The 23,385-nt window shown below is 67.1% G+C and carries 15 protein-coding genes; 10 read left to right on the top strand and 5 right to left on the bottom strand.

Annotated features, from left to right (window positions below; genetic code table 11):
• The first annotated feature begins 184 nt into the window (after nucleotides 1-184).
• The 3 genes from NJD74_RS16025 (at nucleotide 185) to NJD74_RS16015 (ending at nucleotide 10,354) form a co-directional block, all read left to right on the top strand.
• On the top strand, nucleotides 185-2,941 hold the full coding sequence (locus NJD74_RS16025; RefSeq protein ID WP_070472762.1) for a TonB-dependent receptor: 2,757 nt from the start codon (nucleotides 185-187) through the stop codon (nucleotides 2,939-2,941).
• A 263-nt stretch (nucleotides 2,942-3,204) separates the two neighbouring features.
• Complete coding sequence (locus NJD74_RS16020) at nucleotides 3,205-6,384, top strand: TonB-dependent receptor (RefSeq protein WP_102788781.1); 3,180 nt, start codon at nucleotides 3,205-3,207, stop codon at nucleotides 6,382-6,384.
• A gap of 151 nt (nucleotides 6,385-6,535) precedes the next feature.
• On the top strand, nucleotides 6,536-10,354 hold the full coding sequence (locus NJD74_RS16015; RefSeq protein WP_174704351.1) for a LamG-like jellyroll fold domain-containing protein: 3,819 nt from the start codon (nucleotides 6,536-6,538) through the stop codon (nucleotides 10,352-10,354).
• Nucleotides 10,355-10,381: 27 nt separating this feature from the next.
• Here the strand turns inward: NJD74_RS16015 and NJD74_RS16010 are convergent, their stop codons facing one another.
• From NJD74_RS16010 to NJD74_RS15990, 5 genes are all read right to left on the bottom strand, one after another.
• Nucleotides 10,382-11,221 (bottom strand): PhzF family phenazine biosynthesis protein, encoded by an 840-nt coding sequence (locus NJD74_RS16010; protein ID WP_070472755.1) that lies wholly within the window; start codon nucleotides 11,219-11,221, stop codon nucleotides 10,382-10,384.
• Between the two features lie 80 nt (nucleotides 11,222-11,301).
• Nucleotides 11,302-11,892 (bottom strand): cysteine dioxygenase family protein, encoded by a 591-nt coding sequence (locus NJD74_RS16005; RefSeq protein WP_070472752.1) that lies wholly within the window; start codon nucleotides 11,890-11,892, stop codon nucleotides 11,302-11,304.
• Between the two features lie 116 nt (nucleotides 11,893-12,008).
• Nucleotides 12,009-12,827 carry a rhamnogalacturonan acetylesterase gene (locus NJD74_RS16000; protein ID WP_083298790.1) on the bottom strand — a complete coding sequence of 273 codons (819 nt, stop codon included), beginning with the start codon at nucleotides 12,825-12,827 and terminating at the stop codon, nucleotides 12,009-12,011.
• Nucleotides 12,828-12,871: 44 nt separating this feature from the next.
• On the bottom strand, nucleotides 12,872-14,494 hold the full coding sequence (locus NJD74_RS15995) for a carboxylesterase/lipase family protein (protein ID WP_319624563.1): 1,623 nt from the start codon (nucleotides 14,492-14,494) through the stop codon (nucleotides 12,872-12,874).
• On the bottom strand, nucleotides 14,487-15,476 hold the full coding sequence (locus NJD74_RS15990) for an alpha/beta hydrolase (RefSeq protein ID WP_319624562.1): 990 nt from the start codon (nucleotides 15,474-15,476) through the stop codon (nucleotides 14,487-14,489). The genes NJD74_RS15995 and NJD74_RS15990 overlap by 8 nt, the downstream gene beginning before the upstream one ends.
• Before the next feature lie 151 nt (nucleotides 15,477-15,627).
• On the opposite strand from NJD74_RS15990, the gene NJD74_RS15985 reads away from it, so the two are divergent.
• From NJD74_RS15985 to NJD74_RS15955, 7 genes are read left to right on the top strand one after another with little or no spacing between them, the layout of a single operon-like run.
• Nucleotides 15,628-16,449 carry a 2-keto-4-pentenoate hydratase gene (locus tag NJD74_RS15985; RefSeq protein ID WP_083279831.1) on the top strand — a complete coding sequence of 274 codons (822 nt, stop codon included), beginning with the start codon at nucleotides 15,628-15,630 and terminating at the stop codon, nucleotides 16,447-16,449.
• Nucleotides 16,450-16,486: 37 nt separating this feature from the next.
• On the top strand, nucleotides 16,487-17,491 hold the full coding sequence (locus tag NJD74_RS15980; RefSeq protein ID WP_026069922.1) for a TRAP transporter substrate-binding protein: 1,005 nt from the start codon (nucleotides 16,487-16,489) through the stop codon (nucleotides 17,489-17,491).
• Between the two features lie 12 nt (nucleotides 17,492-17,503).
• A complete protein-coding gene (locus NJD74_RS15975; RefSeq protein ID WP_019184090.1) occupies nucleotides 17,504-18,034 on the top strand; it encodes a TRAP transporter small permease in 531 nt (176 codons plus the stop codon).
• 3 nt (nucleotides 18,035-18,037) lie between these two features.
• A complete protein-coding gene (locus NJD74_RS15970) occupies nucleotides 18,038-19,321 on the top strand; it encodes a TRAP transporter large permease (RefSeq protein ID WP_319624561.1) in 1,284 nt (427 codons plus the stop codon).
• Entirely contained in the window at nucleotides 19,294-20,451 is a 1,158-nt protein-coding gene (pelA, locus tag NJD74_RS15965; RefSeq protein WP_319624560.1) for a pectate lyase, read from the top strand. Before NJD74_RS15970 ends, pelA begins: the two co-directional genes overlap by 28 nt.
• A 38-nt stretch (nucleotides 20,452-20,489) precedes the next feature.
• A complete protein-coding gene (locus tag NJD74_RS15960) occupies nucleotides 20,490-22,070 on the top strand; it encodes a family 43 glycosylhydrolase (protein ID WP_070472734.1) in 1,581 nt (526 codons plus the stop codon).
• 43 nt (nucleotides 22,071-22,113) lie between these two features.
• On the top strand, nucleotides 22,114-23,172 hold the full coding sequence (locus NJD74_RS15955) for a LacI family DNA-binding transcriptional regulator (RefSeq protein WP_046274231.1): 1,059 nt from the start codon (nucleotides 22,114-22,116) through the stop codon (nucleotides 23,170-23,172).
• Nucleotides 23,173-23,385: the final 213 nt, after the last annotated feature.

Genomic DNA, 23,385 nt, shown 5'->3' with positions numbered 1-23,385 from the left:
CCGTCCACCTGTCCCGAATGTCGGAACCATTGTCCTGCAAGCGTCTGCGGGACATTGAAAGTCTGCTGCGGTGCAAGATGCCGGATCAGTAACGGGCTGTTAACGTCCGCCCTGACCAGCGGTGTCATTGCACTGACATGTCGTTGGATAGCTGTTTCATGTAGCACCTTGGGAGAGGGAAAACATGCAAGTCCAGAACACGCAGAAAAAGACACCGGTTACCTTGCTCGCATTGTCGATCGGCCTGGCGCTGAGTGGTACCGCGCTGGCCCAGGATGCGGGCACCAACCCCACCGACCTGGATACCGTCACCGTCACCGGCTACCGCGCCAGTGTCGAGAAGGCGCTGGACATCAAGCGCGGCGAAGCCGGCGTGGTCGATGCCATCGTCGCCGAGGATATCGGCAAGTTCCCGGATCTGAACCTGGCCGAGTCGCTGCAGCGCATTCCCGGCGTGGTCATCACCCGTGAGGCCGGCGAAGGCCGCAACATCTCGGTGCGCGGCCTGGGCCCGGACTTCACCCGCGTGCGCATCAACGGCATGGAAGCGCTGACCACCGTCGGCGCCGGCGACCAGAGCGGCGGCACCAACCGTGGCCGTGGCTTCGATTTCAACGTGTTCGCCTCGGACCTGTTCTCGCAGTTGATGGTGCGCAAGACCGCCTCGGCGGACGTCGAGGAAGGCTCGCTGGGGGCCACGGTCGACCTGCGCACCGCGCGCCCGTTCGACTATGACGGCTTCACCTTCGCCGCCAGCGGCCAGGCCGGCTACAACGCGATGGCCGAAAAGGCCGACCCGCGCATGGCCGCGCTGATCTCCAACACCTTTGCCGACGGCACCTTCGGTGCCTTGTTGTCGGTGGCCTATTCCGAGCGCCAGGCGCTGGAAGAGGGCTCCAACACCGGCCGCTGGGCCAACGGCCCGAGCAACGGCAACTTCAATGCGGCCTCGCCGTTCGCCGCCGCCCGTTCGGCCGACGTCTACCACCCGCGCTTCCCGCGCTACGTGCAGATGGAGCATGAGCAGAAGCGCCTGGGCGTGACCGGCACCCTGCAGTGGAAGCCGAGCGATGCCACCGAATTCTCGCTGGATGCACTGTATTCCAAGATCGATGCGACCCGCGACGAACACTACATCGAAGCGATCTCCTTCAGCCGTGGCACCAGCACCACGCCGCGCCTGGTCGGCAAGCCGGCGATGATCGTCAAGAACGGCGCGATCGAGAACAACGCACTGGTCTACGGCGAGTTCGACAACGTCGACATCCGCACCGAAAACCGCCATGACGAGTGGAGCACCGAGTTCAAGCAGCTCAGCCTGAACGGCCAGCACCGCTTCGGTGATGACTTCACCCTGTCCGGCAAGGTCGGCATCTCGCGCTCCAAGCACGAGAACCCGGTGCAGACCACGATCATCATGGACAAGTACGACGTCGACAATTACAGCTACGACTACCGGGGCAACAGCCGGTTCCCGACGCTGAACTACGGCATCGACCCGACCAACCCGGCGGGCTGGGAACTGGCAGAAATCCGCCTGCGCCCGCAGTACGTGGACAATGACTTCGATACCGGCCAGCTCGACTTCAACTGGAACATCAGCCCGGGCTTCCGCCTGAAGGGCGGCGTGCTGGCCAAGGACTACACCTTCAAGACCACCGAGCTGCGCCGTGCCAGCGAACTGGCCGTGCCCAACTTCGCCGATGGCACCAAGATCGTGCCGGTGGACATGACCGAGCAGGCCGGCCTGAAGGGCATCAACGGCAGCCCGTCCAACTGGGTGGTGCCGGACCTGAACGCGATTGCCGACCAGTTCGACATCTACAGCAACAGCGGCATCTTCGCCGTCGCCCCGCGCGCCAACAACGTGCGCAGCGTCGAAGAGAAGGACCGTGGTGCCTACCTGATGGGCGAGTTCTCCACCGAACTGGGCAGCCTGCCGCTGTCGGGCAACGTGGGTGTACGCTACGTGCGCACCAAGCAGAGCTCCACCGGCCTGTCCACGCTGGCCACCGGTACGGTCTCCACCACCGAGAACCGCACCTACAACGACACCCTGCCCTCGTTCAACCTGGTGGCTGAAGTCACCCCGGACTTCCTGATCCGCCTCGGCGCGGCCAAGGTGATGAGCCGCCCGGGCCTGGGCAGCCTGACGCCGGGCGCAACGGTGGCCGTGGCCGGTGGTGCGCGCACCATCTCCAGCGGCAACCCGGACCTGGAGCCGATCCGCGCGACCAACGTCGACCTCGGCTTCGAGTGGTACTTCGCCGAAGGCGCGATGGCCGGCATCGGGCTGTTCTACAAGGACATCGAGAGCTTCGTGCAGACCACCCGCGAAGTGCGTCCGTACTCCGACAGCGGCCTGCCCGCCTCGCTGCTGATCGGCACCGGTGCCTCGCCCGCCGACGACTTCACCTACAGCCGCCCGGTCAACACCCCGGGCGGTGAACTGCACGGCGTGGAAGCCAACTACACCCAGCCGTTCACCTTCCTGCCGGGCAAGTGGTCCAACCTGGGCGTGCAGTTGAACTACACCTGGGTGGAATCGCAGATCCAGTACCTCAACGCGGCCGGCCAGCCGGTGATGAAGACCGACCTGACCGGCCTGTCCAAGTCGTCCTGGAACGCCACGCTGTTCTACGAAGGCAAGGTCTTCTCCGGCCGTGTCTCGGCGACCAACCGCGATGACTACCTGACCCAGGCACCGGGTACGGAAGCCGGCTTCAACCTCGACGGTTACCACGGCATGACCGGCACCACCGTCATCGATGCCTCGATCCGCTACACGATCAGCGACCAGCTCGAACTGAGCCTGGAAGGCATCAACCTGACCAACGAAGCTTCCGACGAGTGGGTCTACTCGCCGGCCACCGGTCGGCTGCCGCTGCAGTACACCGAAACCGGCCGCCAGTTCCTGCTCGGCGTGCGCTACAAGTTCTGATTCAACGGCAGTACCCGCCGGCGGCGTGAGTGATCACGCCGCCGGCTGCGCGCGCGCCGCCATCGTTGCCATCCCACGACTCTCACCAGCGAATGCACGCTGCTGCGGCGCAAGATGCCGCCGCGTGAAGGGTTTGTTACGTTTCGGATGACCAGCGGTGTCACCGCGGCAATGCGCGCTGGACGCTCCGGGGGAGGCCGGACGTCATGACTCATCAACATCACGGTCGCATGGCGGCGAACCCTGGGAGGGGCTTACACACGATGGAACGACTCGACACCCGCAAAAAGACACCGGTTACCTTGCTCGCAGTATCGGTCGCCTTGGCGTTGCAGGGCGTGGCTGGCATCGCCGCGGCACAGCAGACGCCGGAACAGGCCGCGTCACTCAACGCGGTCGATCTGGACAAGGTGGAGGTCAAGGCGACCTACCGCGAAAGCCTGCAGCAGTCGCTGGATGAAAAGCGCTACAGCGTCGAGCAGGTCGATGCGATCTACGCTGAAGACATCGGCAAGTTCCCGGATCTGAACCTGGCCGAGTCGATGCAGCGCATCGCCGGCGTCTCGATCGACCGTGAAGGCGGCGAAGGCCAGCAGATTTCCGTGCGCGGCCTGGGCTCGGACTTCACCCGCGTGCGCATCAACGGCCTGGAAGCGCTGTCCACCGCAGGCAGCGGCACCACCGGCGTCAACCGCAGCCGCGGCTTCGACTTCAATACCTTCGCCTCGGAGCTGTTCAGCCGGGTCAAGATCAACAAGACCCAGTCGGCGCAGACCGATGAGGGCTCTCTCGGCGCCACTGTCGACCTGCGCGGCTCGCGCCCGTTCGATTTCGAGGGCTTCCAGGCCTCGCTCGGCGGCCAGTACGGCTTCAACGAACTCTCCAGGAACAAGGACCCGCGCATCTCCGGGCTGATCAGCAACACCTGGGCCGACGGCCGGGTCGGCGCGCTGATGTCGGTGGCCTACAGCAAGCGCACCATCTTCGAAGAAGGCTACAACCCGGTCCGCTGGGAGCACGGCAACTACCGCAACTCCAACCAGAGCACCGCGGCCAACAACGGCACCTATGGCTTCTGCAGCCCGGCCGGCTACGACCCGCAGACCCCGCGCAACCCGCTGGCCAATGAAACCGCCGCCGGTGTCGGCAGCGCCGCCAACCAGGCGCGCAGCAACGGCTGGGGCAGCTACGGCATCGATGCGACCCACTGCGGCCCCGGCCTGGATCGCCCGGCCGCGACCGCCGAGAACATCGCCGCCTACGAGACCGCGACCAACGCCTGGATCCCGCGTTACCCGCGTTATATCCGCACCGAACATGAGATCGAGCGCCTGGGTGTCACCGGCGCAGTGCAGTTCAAGGTCAGCGACGACACGCAGTTGAACCTGGACATGCTGTACTCCAAGCTCGACAAGAACGTGCGCGAAGACTCCATCGGCGCCAACCTGCATCGCACCGCGCAGTACGGCGGCAAGACCCAGATCGTGGTCCGCGAAGCGCATGCCGATGAGCAGAACCGCCTGACCTACGGCGTGTTCGACAACGTCGACTTCCGCACCGAATCCACCGCCATCGAAGAAAGCACCGAGTTCAAGCAGTTCAGCCTGAACCTGGAGCATCGCTTCAATGATGCGGTGCGCCTGGATGCCGTGGTCGGCCACTCCGAGTCGAACTATGAGCGGCCGGTCTTCTCGATGGTCAGCTTCGACAACAGCAACCTGGACGGCTTCGTGCTGGACATGCGCAACGGCAAGGTGCCGGCGATGTCCTTCCCGTTCGATCTCAACGCCGTGGACAACTGGAAGTGGCTCGGCTACGGCAGCACGCCGGTCAACGCCAACGGCACCGCGCGTGGCGGCAACATCAGCGAAGTGCGCTTGAATCCGCAGTACGTCGACAACGCCTTCGACACGGCCAAGGTCGATCTGACCTTCGATATCAGCCCCACCTTCACCCTGCGCGGCGGTCTGGCCTTCAAAGACTACGACATGAGCACGCAGGAGTTCCGCAACATCAGTTACGGGCGCCTGTCGCAGGCACTGCCGGCCGGCGTCACCGTGGGTGACCTGAGCGATACGCTGAGCGGCTTCGGCAAGGGCATGGACGGCAACCTGCCCAACAGCTGGCTGGTGCCGGACTTCAACCAGATCGCCAAGCTGCTGGACATCTACTGCAACTGCGACACCGGTACCCTGGGCGGCGACTACCGCCTGGCCAGCGTGGGCCACTTCGGCGCGTCCAACAACAACTTCGACGTCAACGAGAAGAGCTACGGCAGCTACCTGCAGCTCGACTTCAACACCGATCTGCTGGGTCGTGCGTTCCGTGGCAACCTCGGCGTGCGCTATGTGCAGACGCGGATCACCGCCGATGGCTATGCGCCGTGCACCGCGGCCAATGCGACCGATCTGTCTTCGGCCTGCGCGCCGTTCTTCGGCGTGGCCAGCGCCACCGCCGATCCCGGCGAGCGCCTGCAGGTCGCCACCCGGGTCGGCCACAAGTACGACGACTGGCTGCCCTCGCTGAACCTGGCCTGGGACCTGAGCGATACCTTCGTGCTGCGCTTCGGCGCGGCCAAGACCATGGCCCGCCCGACCCTGTCCAACCTGTCGCCCAGCGTCAGCGGGGGACCTACCGCGTACTTCGATGACGACCGCAGCTACTCGATCAACCTGGGCAACCCCAAGCTCGATCCGTTCCGCTCGACCAACTACGACCTGAGCGCGGAGTGGTACTTCGAGGAAGGGGCGCTGCTGTCGGCGGCACTGTTCTACAAGGACATCGACAGCTACGTGCAGCGCACGCGCCTGCTCACCACCTGGGCGGACATGGGCTACTCGCTGGACCTGCTGCCGACCGGCTTCAGCCCGGACACCGTGTTCAACGTGCAGAGCTACTTCAACACCCCGGGCGGCCCGCTCAAGGGCTATGAAGTGTCCTACCAGCAGCCTTTCAGCTTCCTGCCCGGCTTCTGGAAGAACTTCGGCGTGCAGCTGAACTACACGCACGTCGAGTCGAAGATCAAATACATGTTCAGCTCGGGCACCGGCAGCACGATCGTCACCACCTACACCGAGAACGACCTGCTGAACCTCTCGCCGAACTCGTACAACGCCACCCTGTACTACGACGACGGCCGCTTCAGCGCCCGCGTCTCCACCAGCTACCGCGACGCGTACATCAGCACGATCCTCTCGCAGGAGAACGTGTGGGACCTGGACGGCAACCAGTTCGCCACCGCCGACGTGCAGGGCAAGTACAGCGTGGAGAACGTGGACTTCAACATGTCCTACAAGGTCAACAAGAACCTCTCGCTGACCTTCGAGGCGATCAACCTGCTCGACACCGCCGACGAGCGCTACGTCGATTCAGCGCTGTCGCTGCCGGATCGCTACACCCATACGGGCCGCCAGTACTACCTCGGCCTGCGTTACAAGTTCTGACCGTGCTGCGTCTTCCGCCACAGGTATCGCGCCCGCTTGCATCCTTCTCTCCGGGATGGCGGGCGCGGTGCCGGGGCGGGAGGCCACCGTGAGCGGCTGACCCCCGCTGCTGGTTCCGCTGTACTGTTTCTGCTGTCGAAAGGAAGGTCTCATGCATCGCGTTGTCGCCGCCTCGATCCGCCCCTCCCGCCTGTCCGCCAGCCTGCTGGCGCTGCTGCTTGCGGGCAGTGGCACCGCCTGGGCGCAGACCGCGCCCCAGCTGCTGTTCCACGTGTCGGCCGACCAGGGCCTGCAGGCCGATACCGCCGCGGGCGACCCGGTCCCCAACTTCGTGGACAAGGTGAAGCGGGTTCCCGACGGGGCGCATGGCAGTGCGATCGAATGGGCCGATGACGGCGTGCTGTCGTGGAATGCCCCCGGCAACATCCAGGCCCAACGCGGTACGCTGGGCTTCTTCTGGCGTTCGCGCTACGCGGTGGGTGAAGCACCGTTCGTGATCTTCCGGGTTGGTTATGCCGACCACAGCAGCTGGGACATGGCCTGGCTGCGCATCGACTGGAACGGCCACGGCTTCGATGCCTTCGTCACCGATGCCAACCTGGCGCGCACCCGCGTGTCGTTCAAGCTCGACCAGAACCCCTCGCCGCAGCAGTGGCAGCACATCGCCTTCGGCTGGGACGAAAACCACGGCGTGCGCCTGTACGTGGACGGCAAAGAGGTTGCCCGCCAGGAGACCACCGCCGACTACGACGCCGCACTCGATCAGCTCGGCCTGGCCGGACGCGTGATGGCGCCCTACCAGGTGCAGAGCCGCTACAACTTCCTGCGTGGCAGCGATTTCGACGAGATCCGCGTCTACGACCGTCTGCTCGATCCGGCCGGCATGGCCGCACTGGCCCGGAATGCTGCCCCGACCACGGCCGTGGCCGCGCCTGACCCGATGCGCGCCTGGCGCCATCGCCATGGGTGGGAGGCCACGCCGCCGCCGGCATTGAGTGCCCCGACCACCACGATCCGCAAAATCGAATTCGCCGATACCAAGGACCACAAGCAGTGGATGTGGAAGGCGACCGACGGCATCGCCGAGACCACCTGGCCGGGCGTCTACAACCGCTCGCGGCTGGCCGGACGGGATGATTACTTCCAGCTGCCGGACTGGAATACCTATGTCGAGGGTGGCCAGCAGCTCGACCTGACCCTGCCGGCCGGTGAAACCGTCAACCGCATCGAAGTGCGCGGTGCAGCGTTTGGCGGGCTCAGCCACAGCGTGGACGGCCAGCCGGCACAGACCCTGTTCCAGCGCCCGCAGGGCGTGGTCCGCAGCGTCAACAGCATTCCAGCCCAGGACGGCGGCGTGCTGCACTTCCGCAATACCGCGCAGGAAACCCCGATCCAGGAAATCTGGGCCTACCAGGTCAGCGACGCCGCCGAGCCGGAGGGCACGGTCAAGCAGCGCTACCTGATCGACAGCCAGGCGCTGCCGGATTACACCAACATCGCCGCACTGCGCGAGTACATCGACGGCCGCTACCCGGCGGCCGAACGCAGCACGGTGATGGCGCTGCCCAAGGGCGCCGGCTCGCGCAAGCGCACGGCCGACACGCTGCCCGCGCAGCCGATGCCGATCGTGCACGTGCTGATTCCCTCCGGCGTGAGCGACGCGCCGGCCGCGCAGCCGCTGATCCGCAGCTGGGCACACAGCTGGGAGAACATGCATGACGGCCTGGATGGCATCGCCATCGATCTGCCCAAGCTGGATCTGCCGGCCACGCAGGACGGCCTGATCCCGCTCAACATCCGCATCAAGGACCCGATCTGGCCGGCGCGCGACATGATCGACGTGTCGGTCTCGGTCAAGCCGGGCCAGAAGCGCACCCTGTGGCTGGACCTGCGCGATCGCATCCTGACCGCCGACAGCCTGTGGATCTCCATCGCCTCTGCGGCGCCCGGCTTCAATGCGACCTCGCTGGATGGTGCGGAAATCCGCATGGTCTACAAGGACCGCGAGGAGGCGAAGAAGGAACACATCGCCGACCGCTTCAATCAGGTACGCGACAACTGGGGCTTCCTGGTCGAAGAGCACACCACCTCCAAGCGCCAGCGCCTGTATGCGCGCGTCTATGCCGACCTCAGCGATCTGCTGCGCGTCGATCCGGACCACGAACTGGGCCGGCTGTACTGGAACTACATCAGCTACAACAGCCAGGGCAAACCGCCGTTCACCCAGCCCGACGCGCCCAAGGGCGTACCGCTGTGGGCCTTCCGCCAGACCGAAGACCTCAAGTACGTACGCCGCTTCATCGACTGGTGGATCGACAACCGCCAGATTGCGTACGGGGATTTCGGCGGGGGCATTTCCGATGATTCCGATCTCACCCAGCAGTGGCCGGGCCTGGCCCTGATGGGCGTGCAGCCGGACAAGCTCAATGCCTCGCTGACCGCGCTGTCCGATGCGGTGTACCGCAATGGCATGTTCAGCAATGGCTTGAGCACCATCGAGACCGACGAGCTGCATGCCTACGAGGAAGGCATCAACACCAACAGCGCGATGCTCTACCTCAACTGGGGTGATCCGCTCACCGTCGAGCGCCTGATGGAAACGGTGAAGGCCTTCGATGAACGCATCATCCTGCCCAATCCGCAGGGGCATCTGCTGTTCTCCAGCAACTGGTTCGGCGGCAACAAGGTCTACCGCGAGCCGAACTGGCAGTGGCAGAAACCGTACTCCTTCCCGGTGCTGCACCCGGCGTTCCTGATCGGGCAGTACAACGCCGACCCGACCGGCCGAAAGCTGGTCACCGGCCTGGCCGACAGCTACCTGGCCCACGCCTACACCGACGACAAGGGGCGCTGGGCGCTGCCGAACGAGATCCACTGGGCGACCGGCAAGACCCGCGGCGGCGAGCTCAACAACGGCTCGGGCAGCGGCGACATCATGCACACCTTCTGGGCGGCATGGCGCTGGACCGGCGATGACAAGTACCTCAAGGCGCTGGACTACCGCGTGGAGCGCGGTGGCCCGGGTGCCTTGTCCAACCTGGGCGAGAACTACGTCGAGGCGCTGGGCCGCGGTGCCGAGTGGAACCCGCGCTTCATCAGCGATGCCGACGGTGGCAACACCGGCTTCTCCAGTCTGATGGCGTGGCAGGCCACCGGCGACAAGAAGTACCTGGAGGCATTGCACGCTGATGGCATCCAGGCCAAGGCCCAGCGCGAGTACATGAACACCGAAGGCCACTGGTGGTCCGACCGTGTCGAGGCGCCGAGCGAGTTCCTGCAGCGCGCGCGGTTGGGCGGTATCGCGCTCAAGCGCAACCAGAGCTGGCCCGGCCACACCGTGAGCTGGCGCTTCGCCCAGCCGGACGCGGCCGAACAGGTGGCGCTGCTGGTGCACGCGCCTTCGCCGGACCGCTTCAAGGTGATCGCCTACAACCTGGGCACGCGCGCGGTGGACGCGGAGATGAGCACCTGGAACGTCACCGCCGGGCAATGGCGGATGACCAGCGGCGTGGACCGCGACGGCGATGACCGGATCGACGGCAAGGCGACGACGCGCGATCTGGCGCTGGAACGCAGTGCCTCGACCACGCTGCGCTTCGCGCCGGGGCAGAGCCAGGTGTTCGAGTTCGAGCTGGTGCAGGCCGGCACGCCGGTCGAGCAGCGGGCCGACCTCGGGATCGGGCGGAGCGATGTCCGCGTGGAGGGCGGCCAGGTGCAGGTGACCGTGCACAGCCTGGGCCACGTCGCGACCAGCGTGGGCGTGGCGGTGCTGGAAGATGCCAAGGGCCGTGCGCTTGCCCGGGTGGAGATTCCCAGCCTGCCCGCGCCGAGCGATCTGGTGCCGAAAACCACCACGATCAGCCTGCCGCTGCCGGCCGGGGATCACAGTGGGCTGCGCGTGCGTGTCATGCAGGCCGATGGCGCCGCCGAGGTGACCCAGCGCAACAACCTGGTGGTGCTGGACCGGTAGTGCCATGCCATGCATGGCAGCGACGGATCACAGCGTGACCTGCCCCTCGATGCAGGTCACGCAGTCCCCGCCGATCCATAGTGCTTCGCCCACGCGTTCTACCCGCAGCCGTCCAGCACGGCCCATCGCGGTGCCCTGGCTGATCACATAGCGCTCCGGCGCCTCGCCGGTGCTCAGCAGCCAGCGCGCGATGCCGGCATTGAGGCTGCCGGTGGCGGGGTCCTCCGGTGCGCCGTCACCGGCAATGAAGGCGCGGCTTTCGTACTGGGCCTCGTCGCCATCGCTGGCCTGCCACGGCCCGAACACGCCGACCTTCAGCCCCTGCAGCTGCGCGTAGTCCGGCTGGATCGCCAGCACCGCGGCGCGGTCACGCAGGCGCAGGGCCAGCCAGCCGGTGCCGTTGTCCGCCCAGCGCGCGTCCACCACGTCCTCCGCCGCCACGCCGAGCCCGCGCCGCACCTGTTCGCGCAGGTCCGGTGCCAATGCCTCGCCCCGCAGCAGTGGCGGCGCCAGGAATGCCAGGCCCGCCTCGCTGCGACGGATCCGCACCAGGCCGATGCCGCACTCCTGCACGATCTCTTCGTCCTTGGGCACGCCGCCATGGGCCAGCCAGGCATGACAGCTGCCCAGGGTGGGATGCCCGGCGAACGGGAGTTCTTCCAGCGTGGTGAAGATGCGCACGCGATAGTCTGCCTGCGGATCGGTAGGCGGCAGCAGGAAGGTGGTCTCGCTCAGGTTGGTCCAGTGCGCGAACGCGGCCATGCGCGCCGCGTCGATGCCTTGGGCGTCCAGAACCACGGCAAGCGGATTGCCCCGCAGGGGATCCTGGCTGAACACATTGACCTGTTGGAACGGCAGCGTAGGCATGGCGGAACGTCGGTAACCGGGTGCAACGCGCATGATGCGCGCCACCGCGGCGTCGGGTCGAGCGGTGCGCCCGTCGCGCCCTAGGCCGCGTCGGTTTCCATCACCTGCACGCGGCGCTGGTACCAGCCATCGGCCTCGGGTTCGAAGATGGCACTACGGGTCATCTTGCCCTGGTAGACGTGCACCGAGATCGCCAGCTCCGCATCGCTGGTATTGCGGATGGTGTGGTACTCGTGCGGCGGGATCAGGCTGCCGGCACTGCCACAGTCGCCCACCACGGCCGCTTCGGGGCGGAAGCTGAACCGCTCGCCATCACGCTCCAGCAGCTGGTACTGGGTGATTTCCAGCTGGCCCAGCCACACGCCCTCCACGCACCACAGCCCGCTGTGGTCGTGCAGCGGCGTGCCCTGCCCCGGCCCCCAGCTCATCGCCACGATGCTGTAGCCGTGCACGGGGCTGCGGTACAGCTCGCGGCGCGCGTAGTGGTCCTGGATTGGGCGATGCACGCAGGCCGGCAGCTGGATGCGGCTGTCGGCGATCGCCTCACGCAACGCCGAGCGCAGCGTGGTGGCGATCTGGTGCGCGTGCTCGTGCTGCACCGCATGGTCGACCGCGGCGATCAATCGATCGCGGCCATGGAACGGCGGAAACGGGTTGCATTGGTCTTGCATGCCCCGAGTCTAGGCGATCCGGGTGAACAACGTGTTTGACCTGGATCACATCCGTTTGCCCCACGATCTCCGACATACCCCGCCATTCGAAAGAAATAGTCGGACTTGCCTATTGATCAGGGAATCAGCAGCGTCCGCAACGAGGGAACCTGACGGGCAAGTTCCTCGGTGACCAGTGTGGCGAACAGCGCCGCGCCGTCCGGGCCCAGATGGGTGTAATCAAAGGCGACCTTGGCCTGCCCCATGGGCTCGGTGGCGGCGTTGTTCTGCGCGACAGGTGCGCCAGCGACGGGCGCTGCACCCACCGTCGTACCGCCCAGCGCCGCACTCACCTGCGCAGGCGTGGCGGCCGCCTGTGCCAGCGGCATCGAGGCTACCGGCCCAAGCGCCTGCACCACCGCGCGGCTGCGTGCGTGGAGGTCGACCAGCGGCACCTCCAGTTCCCGCGCAACAGTGCGCACGGCCTCGGCCCACGGGGCCAGATCATCGATCAGCACGCCGTCGGCGAACTGGCGGCGGGTCAACGGGGTCAGCAGCACCGGCTGTGCACCGGTGGCGCGGACCTCGCGCACGTAGCGGCGCAGATTGTCCGGGAACTCGCGCTGCAGATCGGTGGAGCGGCCCGGCTTGCCTGGCTGGTCGTTGTGGCCGAACTGGATCAGTACCCAGGTCTGCGCATAGCCCGGCATGCGCATCTCCGCCTCGGCCAGCGCCCACGAGCCTTCGGCACGGTAGTTGTAGGTGCTGCGGCCGCCGCGGGCGAGGTTGGTGCAGGTCAGGAACGAGGTCACGTGCCGTGCGCAGAACGCCGGCCCCCAGCCGCCCTGCACGGCCGTGGTGGAATCGCCGACCAGCACGATCTTGCTGGCGCGGATCGGGGTCGGTGCCGGGCGGTCCATCACCGCCGGATCCACGGCGGCCTGCGCCGCGCTCATCAGGGCGAACAGTGCGCTGCCGAGCAGCCAGGACGTACACCGCATCAGAATGTGCCTCGTTGGATGAAGGGGGCCTGCTGATAGAGACGACGCTCGCCACCGCGCGGGTCGTCGGCCTGCTGTGAGGTGGCATCGAACAGCATCGTTTCGCGGCGGGCGAGCGAATAGGTCTGCCAGCGTGGCAGTCCGCCATGATTCGGATCGCCATGGCGGGCGAAGGCGATCAAGGCCTCGCTCATCGTGGCCGCCACGCGGCTGGCTTCCTCGCCGTTGCCGGTGCGCGAACCGGGGCGGTCGATGTTGTCGAACACCAGCGGGATATCCAGGGTGTGGAACGCACCGAACCTGCCGCCGTCCAGCGGCGAGCCCCAATCGAGTTGATAGGCCCAGGTGGGTGCGCCCTGGCGTGCACGCGCCTCCAGTTCCTCCACCGCACCGCGCCATGAACGACCGGCGGTGGTGGCGGCGAAGAACACCTCCGAAGGCGTGTAGTGCGGATACAGGCGGCGGTACTCGGCGATCACCACCGAGGGCAGCAGGTCCACGTATTGCTCTTTTTCCAGCTTGGCCGGCAGCGTCTCCCAGGTCAGGGCGAAGTTGGCCGGATCGTTGCCGAGGAAGGCGCGGGTTTCATCGTGGGTGTTGCCGATCACCATCGGGATTCCGGCGGACTGTGCCGGCGCCTCCGGCCAGAACGGATGCACCGGCAGCGAGCGACCGTCCAGCACGGGGCCCACGTACAGGCTGCTGTTCTCCACGCGCGAGGGATCGCGTGCACGGGTGGCGGCCAGCAGCGCTTCCATCGGCATCGTGCGCAGCGCCTCGGCATCGGCCGCCCCCACGGCCTGCATCGCGATCTGCGCGCGCTGGGTGGCCGCACGCGGGCCGGCAGCGGTGACCTGCTGCCCGCTCATCGTCCACGCGCGCTGGAACAGGCCGCGCGCGGCCGGCATCGCCATCAGCGTGGCGATCTTCGCCCCGCCACCGGATTGGCCGACCACGGTAATGTTGCCCGCATCGCCACCGAACTCCGGCGCGTGCTGGCGTACCCACTGCAGCGCCTGGACCAGATCGAGCTGGCCGACATTGCCCGAATCGGCGAAGCGCGCATCGCCCAGCTGCGCCAGGTACAGGTAACCGAACACGTTGAGCCGATGGTTGACCGTGACCACGACCACGTCACCACGCCGGCACAACGCGCTGCCGTCATACAGCGGGTCGCTGCCCGAGCCGTTGTTGTAGGCACCGCCATGGATATAGAACACGATCGGCCGCGTGCCGCCGTCGCGCAGCGCCGGGGTCCACACGTTGAGAAACAGGCAGTCCTCGCTGCCCGGCCCTTCGTTACCGCCCTGCGGCGCGGCATTGCCGTACGCCAGTGCATCACGCACGCCACGCCAGGCCGATTCCTGCACGGCCGGCTGGAAGCGCCGGGGCGCGGTATCGGCGCCGTAGGGAATGCCGCGGAACACATTCACGCCCTGCTCGAGCTGCCCGCGCAGGCGCCCGCTGCGTACACGCGCCAGCGGCGCGGCATCGTGGCGCGGGCCGGGCACCCCGGCAAAGGCCGGCAACAGCGGCAGGCTGGTAGCACCGAGCATGAGTGCGTAGCGCGCACTGTCGCGCAGGAAACGACGCCGTTGAAGATCGGCGGGGGTATCAGTCATGGCGCGCGGGCTCCGTGTGGCGCGAAGGGATCCAGCGCAGGGCCAGCTCGGACCACTGCGCAACGGTCAAACCGGGCGGGATGCGCACGCCGAAGCCGTGGCCGCCGAACGGGAACAGATGTATTTCGGTGGTGACGCCGGCGCGCCGCAGCGCCTGGTAATACACCAGGCTGTTATCGACCGAGACCACGGTGTCGTCCTGCGCATGCACCAGGAAGGTCGGCGGCGTATCGGCGCGGACCTGCTCCTGCATCGAGAACCGCGCCTGCAGCGCGGCATCGGGGTGCGGGCCAAGCAGGCGCGTACGCGAGCCGGTATGCGCGTGCGCGCCCATGTCGATCACCGGGTAGATCAGCAAAGCGACATCCGGGCGTGCGCTGAGCGCATCGATGGCATCGCGATGGGGATAGACCGGTGCATCGAAGCCATTGCTCAGCCGTGCCGCGACGTGGCCGCCGGCCGAAAAACCCATTACTCCGACGCGCTGCGGATCGATCTGCCAGCGCGAAGCATCCGCGCGGATCACCCGCATCGCGCGCTGCGCATCGGCCAGGGCGGCCTGGCGATCACTGCGGCCGGCGGGCAGCCGGTAGCGCAGCACGAACAGGGTCACCCCGCCCTGCTCGACGAACGCCGGCACCAGGGCAGTGCCTTCCTTGTCGAGCACGACGCGCTGGTAGCCGCCGCCGGGCACCACCAGCAGCGCGCTGCCGTTCGGGCGCGGTGGCCGGTACACCACCAGGTAGGGCGCACTGACGTTGTCGATGTAGCGATCCGGCAGGGCGGGATCATGGCTGCGCTCCACCACGTTGGGCACGCTGGCCGGGCCGGCTTCGCCCGGCACCTCGCCCGCCGGCCACAACGCGATCCGGTCCGCCGCGCCAGCGGCCGGCTCGGTGTCCGGCACGGCATGCTCGGCTGCGCGCGCGAGGCCGCAGGCCAGCAGGAAAGGCAACAATGACAACACTAGGGGGCGGCGCATCGGCGGACGTCCTTCCGGCAGGGGAACAGGCATCGTGCCTGACCGGCAGCCGTTCTGATGCGCTGCACATTGCCAATGACACCGGTTTACCATATACAGCACATCCAACCGCTGTCGATTGGCAGTGCAACAATTTTTCCGGGAGACCCGCTTGAGCAACGACCACGGCAAACAGGACCTGCCCGACCAGGGGTTGGGCGAGATCGCCCGGCACTTCGTCAGCGCCCGCCAACACGGCCAATCCCTGCCGGATTTCCCGGGCACCATCCCGGAAGACCTCGTCACCGCCTATCAGGTACAGGACCAGGCCATCGCGCTGTGGGACGACCAGGTGGTCGGCTGGAAGGTGGGCTACATCGCCGCCGAGCGCCGCGATGTCTCCGGCGACGATCGGCTGCTGGGCCCGATCTTCTCGCGTCAACTCTGGAATGCTACCGGTGGAACAGTAGAGATTCCGGTGTTCGTCGGGGGCTTCGGCGCGGTCGAGGCCGAGTACGTGATCCAGCTGCAGGAAGACGCCCCGGCGGACAAGCTGCAGTGGACTCCGGAAGAAGCCGAGGCCCTGGCCGCCAAGCTCTTCATCGGCGTTGAAGTGGCCAGCAGCCCGCTGGCGACCATCAACAAGCTCGGCCCGCGCGTGGTGGTGTCGGACTTCGGCAACAACAATGGCCTGGTGCTGGGCCCGGAAATCCCGGACTGGACCCGCCTGGACGATGCCGACCTGCGTGCGGAAACCCGCATCGAGGGCGAGGTGGTCGGCACCGGTGGCGCGACCCTGCTGCCCGGTGGCCTGCGTACCGCCTATGCCTTCGCCCTGGGCCGCTCGGCGCAGCGTGGGCGGCCGTTGAAGGCCGGCGACCTGATCGCCAGTGGCAACGCTACCGGCATCCACGATATCGCCGTGGGCCAGCAAGCATTGATCCGTTTCGTCGGCTACGGCGACATTACCTGCAAGGCCATCGCCGCCGGGTAACCGCGCGGACATGGCGAGCACGCTTGGGAGGGCGCAGATGTTCACTCGCAGAAGTTTCCTGGCCACCAGTCTGGGCGCGCTTGCCGCGCCCGCGCTGACGGCTTGTTCGCGGTCGTCCAACGCCGCACCGGCTGGTGCGCAGTTGCTGACCGCCACCGACGTCCACGTCGCCGACTACCCCACCGTCACGGCGGTGAAATGGATCGGGAAGACGCTGGAAGAAAAAACCGGCGGCCGGCTGCGCCTGCGCCAGTACCACTCCGGCCAGCTCGGCCGCGAGTCCGAGGCGATCGACATGGCCCGCTTCGGCGCCATCGACATCACCCGCGTCTACTCCGGCGCGCTCAACAACGCATTTCCGCTGACCCAAGGCCTGTGCCTGCCGTATGTGTTCGAGTCGGTGGCGCACATGCGCCGCGCCCTCGATGGTGGCGTTGCCGATACGGTCCTGCAGGGCTTTGAAACCCGCGATCTGGTCGGCCTGGCCATCTACGATTCCGGCGCGCGCTGCTTCTACAACACCAAGCATCCGATCGTGGAACCCAAGGACCTGCACGGCCTGAAGCTGCGCGTGGCGTCTTCGGACATCTTCATCCAGCTGATGCGCCTGCTCGGTGCCAACCCGACCCCGATGTCGCTGGGCGATACCTTCTCGGGCATGGAAACGCACATGATCGACGGTGCGGAAAACAACATGCGCAGCTTCCACTCCAGCCGCCACTTCGAGGCCGCGCACTACTGGTCGCAGAGCGATCATTCCTACGCGCCGGACGTGCTGCTGATGTCGCGCCAGAGCTTCGATGCGCTGAGTCCGGCCGACCGCACCCTGGTGATCGAGACCGCACGCGAGTCGGTGCAGGTGATGCGCGAGCAGTGGGATGCCTCGGAAAACACCGCCCGCCAGGCCGTGGCCGACTTCGGCATCAAATTCAACGAGGTCGACATGCCGGCCTTCCGCAAGGCCGCAGACCCGCTGCTGCAGCGATACCTGCAGCAGCCGGAGCTGGCCGCCCTCACCCGTCGCATCCGCGACTTCGCCTGAGGCCCCGACGCGATGTCCGACTCGACTTCCGAAACCGTCATCACCCCGACCGCGCCGCAGCGCCTGCTCAACGTCATCGCCGATGTGGCGATCTACATTGCCGTCATCGCCCTGCTGGGCCTGGTGGTGGTGCAGGGCTGGCAGGTGTTCGCCCGCTATGTGATCAATGATTCGCCCAGCTGGACCGAGCCGGTCACGCTGCTGCTGCTCGCCACCGCGATGAGCCTGGGCGCGGCCACCGGCGTGCATACCCGCCGCCATTTCGGCTTCTTCCTGCTCGCCGCGCACATGGGCCCGGGCCTGCGCCGCGCGGTCGATGTGTTCGCCGCGCTGGTGGTGGCCGTGCTGGGCGTGGTCATCGCCTGGTGGGCGGCCGTGCTGCTGATGGACGGCCTGGACATCAAGGCCGCCGGCGCCAACCTGCCGCAGAGCATCAACTACCTGCCCCTGTCGATCGGTGGCGCCTTGATGGCGATCTTCGCCGTGAACCAGATGGCGCTGGCTGTACGGCCGGCCGATGCCGTTGCCGAGGGAGATCGCTGAGTCATGGGTATCACCATTCTTTTCACCGTGTTCGCGGTGCTGTTGCTGCTCGGTGTGCCGGTCGCGTTCGCGCTCGCCGCCGCCGCCCTGGCTACCTTGTGGTACCTGGATCTGCCGACGCTGGTGCTGGTCCAGCAGATCTCGGCCGGTACCGGCTCGGCCTCGCTGATCGCCATTCCATTGTTCATCTTCGCCGGCGAAATCATGATGCGCGGCGGCATTTCCGAGCGCCTGATCTCACTGGCGTCTTCGCTGGTCGGGCGCATGCGCGGCGGCCTGGGCCAGTTGTCGATCCTGTCCTCGCTGTTCTTCGGCGGTGTATCCGGTTCGGCCATCGCCGATGTCTCGGCGGTCGGCGGCACGATGATTCCGCAGATGGTCAAGCGCGGCTATGACCGTGACTTCGCGGTCAACGTCAGCATCACTGCCGCGCTGGTCGCGCTGCTGGTGCCGCCCTCGCACAACCTGATCCTGTTCTCGGCCGCGGCCGGGGGTGGCCTGTCGATCGCCGATCTGTTCGCGGCCGGCATCGTGCCGGCGCTGCTGATGACCGTCGCCCTGATGATCACCGGCTACGTGGTCGCGCGCCGTCGCGGCTATGGCGTGGAAATCTTCCCAGGCTGGCGGGCGGTGCTGCTGCGGCTGGTCTCGGCCCTGCCCGGCCTGGGCCTGGTCGCGCTGATCTTCATCGGTATCCGCGCCGGCATCTTCACCGCGGTGGAAAGCGCGGCGATCGCCGTGGTCTACGCCCTGCTGGTGACCACGGTGCTGTATCGCCAGCTGGACTGGCGCGAGTTCCTCGGCACGGTCACCCATGCCGCGCGCAGTACCGGCGTGATCCTGTTCGTGATCGCGACCGCGGCGGTGTTCGGCTGGCTGCTGGCCTATCTGGAAGTGCCGTCGGCGGCGGTCAATTTCCTGCAGTCGTTCGCGCACAGCCAGTTCATGGTGCTGTTGATGATCGTGATCATGCTGTTGCTGCTGGGCACCTTCATGGATCTGGCGCCGATGATCCTGATCTGCACGCCGATCTTCCTGCCGGTGGCCAAGGCCTACGGCATCGATCCGATCCACTTCGGCCTGGTGCTGGTGCTGACCGGTGGCCTTGGCCTGGTGACGCCGCCGGTGGGCTCGGTGCTGTTCATCGGTACCGCGATCGGCAAGATCAGCGTGGGTGAGAGCATGCGCTCGATCTGGCCGTTCTGGTTCGCTGCCCTCGGCGTGCTGCTGATCGTCACCTTCTTCCCGGAAATGTCGCTGTGGCTGCCCGCCCTGCTGCGCGCGTAAGCGTGCGGCGGCTGGCTGCCCTGCTGTGGGTCGCCCTGCCCTGCGCCGCCATGGCGCAGGGCCAGGACATCGCGCTGCGCGGCTTCCAGGACGGCATCAACCATTGGCAGAGCGGCCACGGCACGGACTACCCGCGCTATCGGCCCGATCAGTACCGGCAGATCGCCGACAACCTGGTCGCGCTGCAGCGGCGCGGTGGTGGCTGGGCGGTCAACCAGGATCCCCAGCGGATCCTCGACGAGGCCGCCAGGGCCCAGGTATCGGCCGACCAGGCCACGCCCGGCGGCAGCTTCGACAACCGCAACATCTACACCCAGGTCAGCTACCTGGGCGAGGCCTTCGCGCGCAGCGGGGAGGCCCGCTATCGCGATGCGGCCGTGCGCGGCCTGGACTTCATCCTCGCCGAGCAGATTCCAACGTGTGGCGGCTGGCCGCACTCGGTGCCGTCGCGCACCTCCTACCATGGCCATATCACCTTCGCTGACGACGTCACCAGCGGTGTGCTGACCACGCTGCGGCGGGTGCAGCGCGAGCCGGTGTTCGGCTTCATCACGGCCGATCAGCGTGCCCGCGTGGACGCGGCCGTGACCGCCGGCGATGCCTGCCTGCTGCGCCTGCAGGTGCGCCAGGACGGTGTGCCGACGATCTGGGCCGGCCAGTACGACCGCACCACCCTGCAGCCCGCGCAGGGCCGGAAGTTCGAACTGCCGGCGCTGGTCACCGACGAGAGTGTCGGCGTGGTCCGCTACCTGATGTCGATCCCGGATCCATCGCCGGAGGTGGTCGCCTCGGTCAACGCCGCCATGGCGTGGTTCCAGGCGCACGCGCTGACCGGCTGGCGGCTGGAGACCTTCCAGACCACGCCGGAACAGTTCCAGTTCCATCGCACCACGGTGGATCGCCGCCTGGTCGCCGATACGGATGCCCCACTGCTGTGGGGGCGCTTCCATGACCTGCGCGACAGTTCGGTGGTGCTGGCCAACCGGGAGGGCGAACGCGTGGCCACCTTCGATCAGATTCCGCGCGAGCGCCGCACCGGCTACCACTGGTACGGCACCTGGCCGCAGGCCCTGATCACCACCGAGTACCCACGCTGGCAACAGCGTCTTGCCGGGCCCGGGGCGCGCTGAGCGCGGCCGGCCCACGATACGTTCAAGGGAGAGAGACGATGCACTTGAGGAAGACCCTGGCGAGCTTCGCCACCGCCTGCCTGCTGCTGGCCGGCGCCGGACACGCCGCCGAGCCGGCCACCGCCTGGAAGCGCGGGATCGAGAACCAGCGCCAGGCCGACCTGGGCAACGGTACCTTCCTCAACCCGGTGTTCGCCGGCGACCGTCCGGACCCGTCCGTGCTCAAGGATGGCGACGACTATTACCTCACCCTGTCCTCGTTCGATGCCTACCCCGGCCTGCCGATCTGGCACTCGCGCGACCTGGTCAACTGGCAGCCGCTGGGCCATGCCATCACCAGGAACGTGGGGGCGATCTGGGCCCCGGACATCGTCAAGCACGGCAGCCGCTACTACATCTACTTCCCCGCCCGCACCGGGGAGACCCGCAGCAACTTCGTGGTCTGGGCCGACAACATCAAGGGCCCGTGGAGCGAGCCGATCGACATCGGCCTGGGCAGCTACATCGATCCCGGCCATGCGGTGGGCGAAGACGGCAAGCGCTACCTGTTCCTCAGCGGCGGCGACTATGTGCAGCTGGCCGACGACGGCCTGAGCGTGGTCGGCACGCCCAAGCACGTCTACGACGGCTGGAAGTACCCGGAAAGCTGGGATGTGGAGGCCTATGCGCAGGAAGGCCCGAAGATCAATTTCCGCGATGGCTGGTACTACATGACCACCGCCGTGGGCGGCACCGCCGGCCCGCCCACCGGGCACATGGTGATCACCGCGCGCTCGCGCTCGATCCACGGCCCGTGGGTGAACGCACCGAACAACCCGATCATGCGCACCCGGTCGGCCGCCGAGCCGTGGTGGTCGCGCGGCCACGCCACGGTGATCGAAGGCACCGACGGGCGCTGGTGGATGATGTATCACGGCTACGAGAACGGGTACTGGACGCTGGGCCGCCAGGCCCTGCTGGAGCCGATCGAATGGACCGCCGATGGCTGGTTCGTGGCCAAGGGCGGCGACCTCGGCCAGCCGCTGGCCATGCCTTCGGGCACATCGGTCGGCCAGCACGGCATGGCGTTGTCCGATGACTTCCGCGGCAAGACCCTCGGCGCACAGTGGTCGTTCTTCAACCCGGCCCAGGACGAGTACAAGCGCCTGGGCTTCACCGGCAAGGGCATGGTGCTGCAGGGCAAGGGCAGCACCCCGCGCGACAGCTCGCCGCTGACCGCCATCGCCGGCGACAAGGCCTACCAGTTCGAGGTCGAGATGGAGATTGCCCCGGGCGCAGTGGGCGGTGCCCTGCTCTTCTACAGCGACCGCCTGTACGTGGGCGTGGGCAGCAACGGCGAGAAGTTCATCATGCACCGCTACGGCGAGGAGCGCCCCACCCGGCTGGCCCCCAGCGCCACCGGTGGCACGCTGTGGCTGCGGGTGACCAACAACCGCCACATCGTGACCATCCACTCCAGCACCGATGGCAAAACCTGGCAGAAGTACCCGGTTCAGATGGAAGTCTCCGGCTACCATCACAATGTGGCGGGCAAGTTCCTGGCCTTGAAGCCGGCGATCTATGCTGCCGGTGACGGCAAGGTCCAGTTCCGGAACTTCCGCTACCGCGCCCTTGATTGAGCTCCCCGCTAGAATCCCCTGACTCATCCCCGGTTTGAACGACATGTCATTGCGCAGCAAAACCGATCCGTCGCCGCACGGATTGACCAAAGGCAAGGCCGCCACGATCAACGACATCGCGCGTCTGTCCGGGGTATCGAAGAAGACCGTTTCGCGGATCATCAACAACTCGCCGCTGGTGCGCAAGGACACGCGCGAGAAGGTCGAAGCGCTGATGCGCGAGGTCGGTTACACGCCGGACCCGCTGGCCCGGGGGCTGGCGTTCCGGCGCTCGTTCCTGATCGGCATGGTGTACGACAACCCGACCGCGCAGTACATCGTGGACATGCAGTACGGCGCGCTGGACGCGCTGCGCGGCTCCAGTTTCGAACTGGTCGTGCACCCCTGCGATTCGCGCAGCCCCGGCTACATCGAGGGGGTGCGCCGCTTCGTGCAGCAGCAGAAGCTGCACGGCGTGATCCTGGTGCCGCGAGCCTCCGAAGACCAGGCGCTGGTGGACATGCTCGATGAGATCGGCTGCCGCTTCACCCGGATCGCCTCGCTGCCGCTGGATGACACCTCGCAGATGGTGGTCACCCACGATCGCGACGGCGCGGCCGAAGCTGCCGATTACCTGCTTTCCCTGGGCCACCGCGACATCGCCCTGGTGACCGGCCCGAGCGCGTACCGCTCGGCGCACGAACGCACCGCCGGCTTCATCGATGCGCTGGCCAAGCGCGGCATCGAGCTGCCCCCCGCTCGCATCGTCGAGGCCGGCTACACCTTCGAATCCGGCGTGGCCGCGGCCGAAAAGCTGCTGCTGGGCAAGCAGCGCCCGACCGCCATCTTCACCGGCAACGATGAAATGGCCGCCGGTATCTACAAGGTCGCCCTGCGGGCGGGCATCAACATTCCGCGCCAGCTGTCGATCATCGGCTACGACGACAGCCCGCTGGCCTCGCGCCTGTGGCCGTCGCTGACCTCGGTGCGCCGCCACACGCGCGACACCGGCCGCACCGCCGCGGCCATGCTGATCCAGCCCGATGGCCAGGCGGTGATGCAGCACGCCAGCGTGCGCCCGCACCTGATCGTGCGCGACTCCTGCCAGCCGCCCGAGGATTGACGCGCGCCGCGATGGCAACGACGCGCGGTCATGATGAACGCGTCGCCGCGCGCCCGTGCCATCCGTTGCCGATCGCACGGCTTTTCTGACATGGACACCACGCCGGGCCCGCCCCGGTCTATCGTGCGCTGCAAAATGACACCGGTTTACCAAATCGCTACAATCACTTGAAATCGCGCCGGGGCCGACGCATCGCCCCACCCCTGCTCTGGA

It is taken from the genome of Stenotrophomonas sp. RG-453 (assembly GCF_033843685.1).
Lineage (GTDB): Bacteria > Pseudomonadota > Gammaproteobacteria > Xanthomonadales > Xanthomonadaceae > Stenotrophomonas > Stenotrophomonas bentonitica_A.
This window is presented reverse-complemented; position numbering and strand designations above follow the sequence as displayed.

Bases quoted from the DNA above. Each gene is read 5' to 3' on its own strand.
- NJD74_RS16000 (WP_083298790.1), bottom strand. From the start codon at position 12,827: ATGAGCGCGGCGCAGGCCGCCGTGGATCCGGCGGTGATGGACCGCCCG.
- NJD74_RS16010 (WP_070472755.1), bottom strand. From the start codon at position 11,221: ATGCCTACGCTGCCGTTCCAACAGGTCAATGTGTTCAGCCAGGATCCC.
- NJD74_RS15995 (WP_319624563.1), bottom strand. From the start codon at position 14,494: ATGACTGATACCCCCGCCGATCTTCAACGGCGTCGTTTCCTGCGCGAC.
- NJD74_RS16020 (WP_102788781.1), top strand. From the start codon at position 3,205: ATGGAACGACTCGACACCCGCAAAAAGACACCGGTTACCTTGCTCGCA.
- NJD74_RS15960 (WP_070472734.1), top strand. From the start codon at position 20,490: ATGCACTTGAGGAAGACCCTGGCGAGCTTCGCCACCGCCTGCCTGCTG.
- NJD74_RS15955 (WP_046274231.1), top strand. From the start codon at position 22,114: ATGTCATTGCGCAGCAAAACCGATCCGTCGCCGCACGGATTGACCAAA.
- NJD74_RS15990 (WP_319624562.1), bottom strand. From the start codon at position 15,476: ATGCGCCGCCCCCTAGTGTTGTCATTGTTGCCTTTCCTGCTGGCCTGC.
- NJD74_RS16025 (WP_070472762.1), top strand. From the start codon at position 185: ATGCAAGTCCAGAACACGCAGAAAAAGACACCGGTTACCTTGCTCGCA.
- NJD74_RS16005 (WP_070472752.1), bottom strand. From the start codon at position 11,892: ATGCAAGACCAATGCAACCCGTTTCCGCCGTTCCATGGCCGCGATCGA.
- NJD74_RS15970 (WP_319624561.1), top strand. From the start codon at position 18,038: ATGGGTATCACCATTCTTTTCACCGTGTTCGCGGTGCTGTTGCTGCTC.
- NJD74_RS15975 (WP_019184090.1), top strand. From the start codon at position 17,504: ATGTCCGACTCGACTTCCGAAACCGTCATCACCCCGACCGCGCCGCAG.
- NJD74_RS16015 (WP_174704351.1), top strand. From the start codon at position 6,536: ATGCATCGCGTTGTCGCCGCCTCGATCCGCCCCTCCCGCCTGTCCGCC.
- NJD74_RS15980 (WP_026069922.1), top strand. From the start codon at position 16,487: ATGTTCACTCGCAGAAGTTTCCTGGCCACCAGTCTGGGCGCGCTTGCC.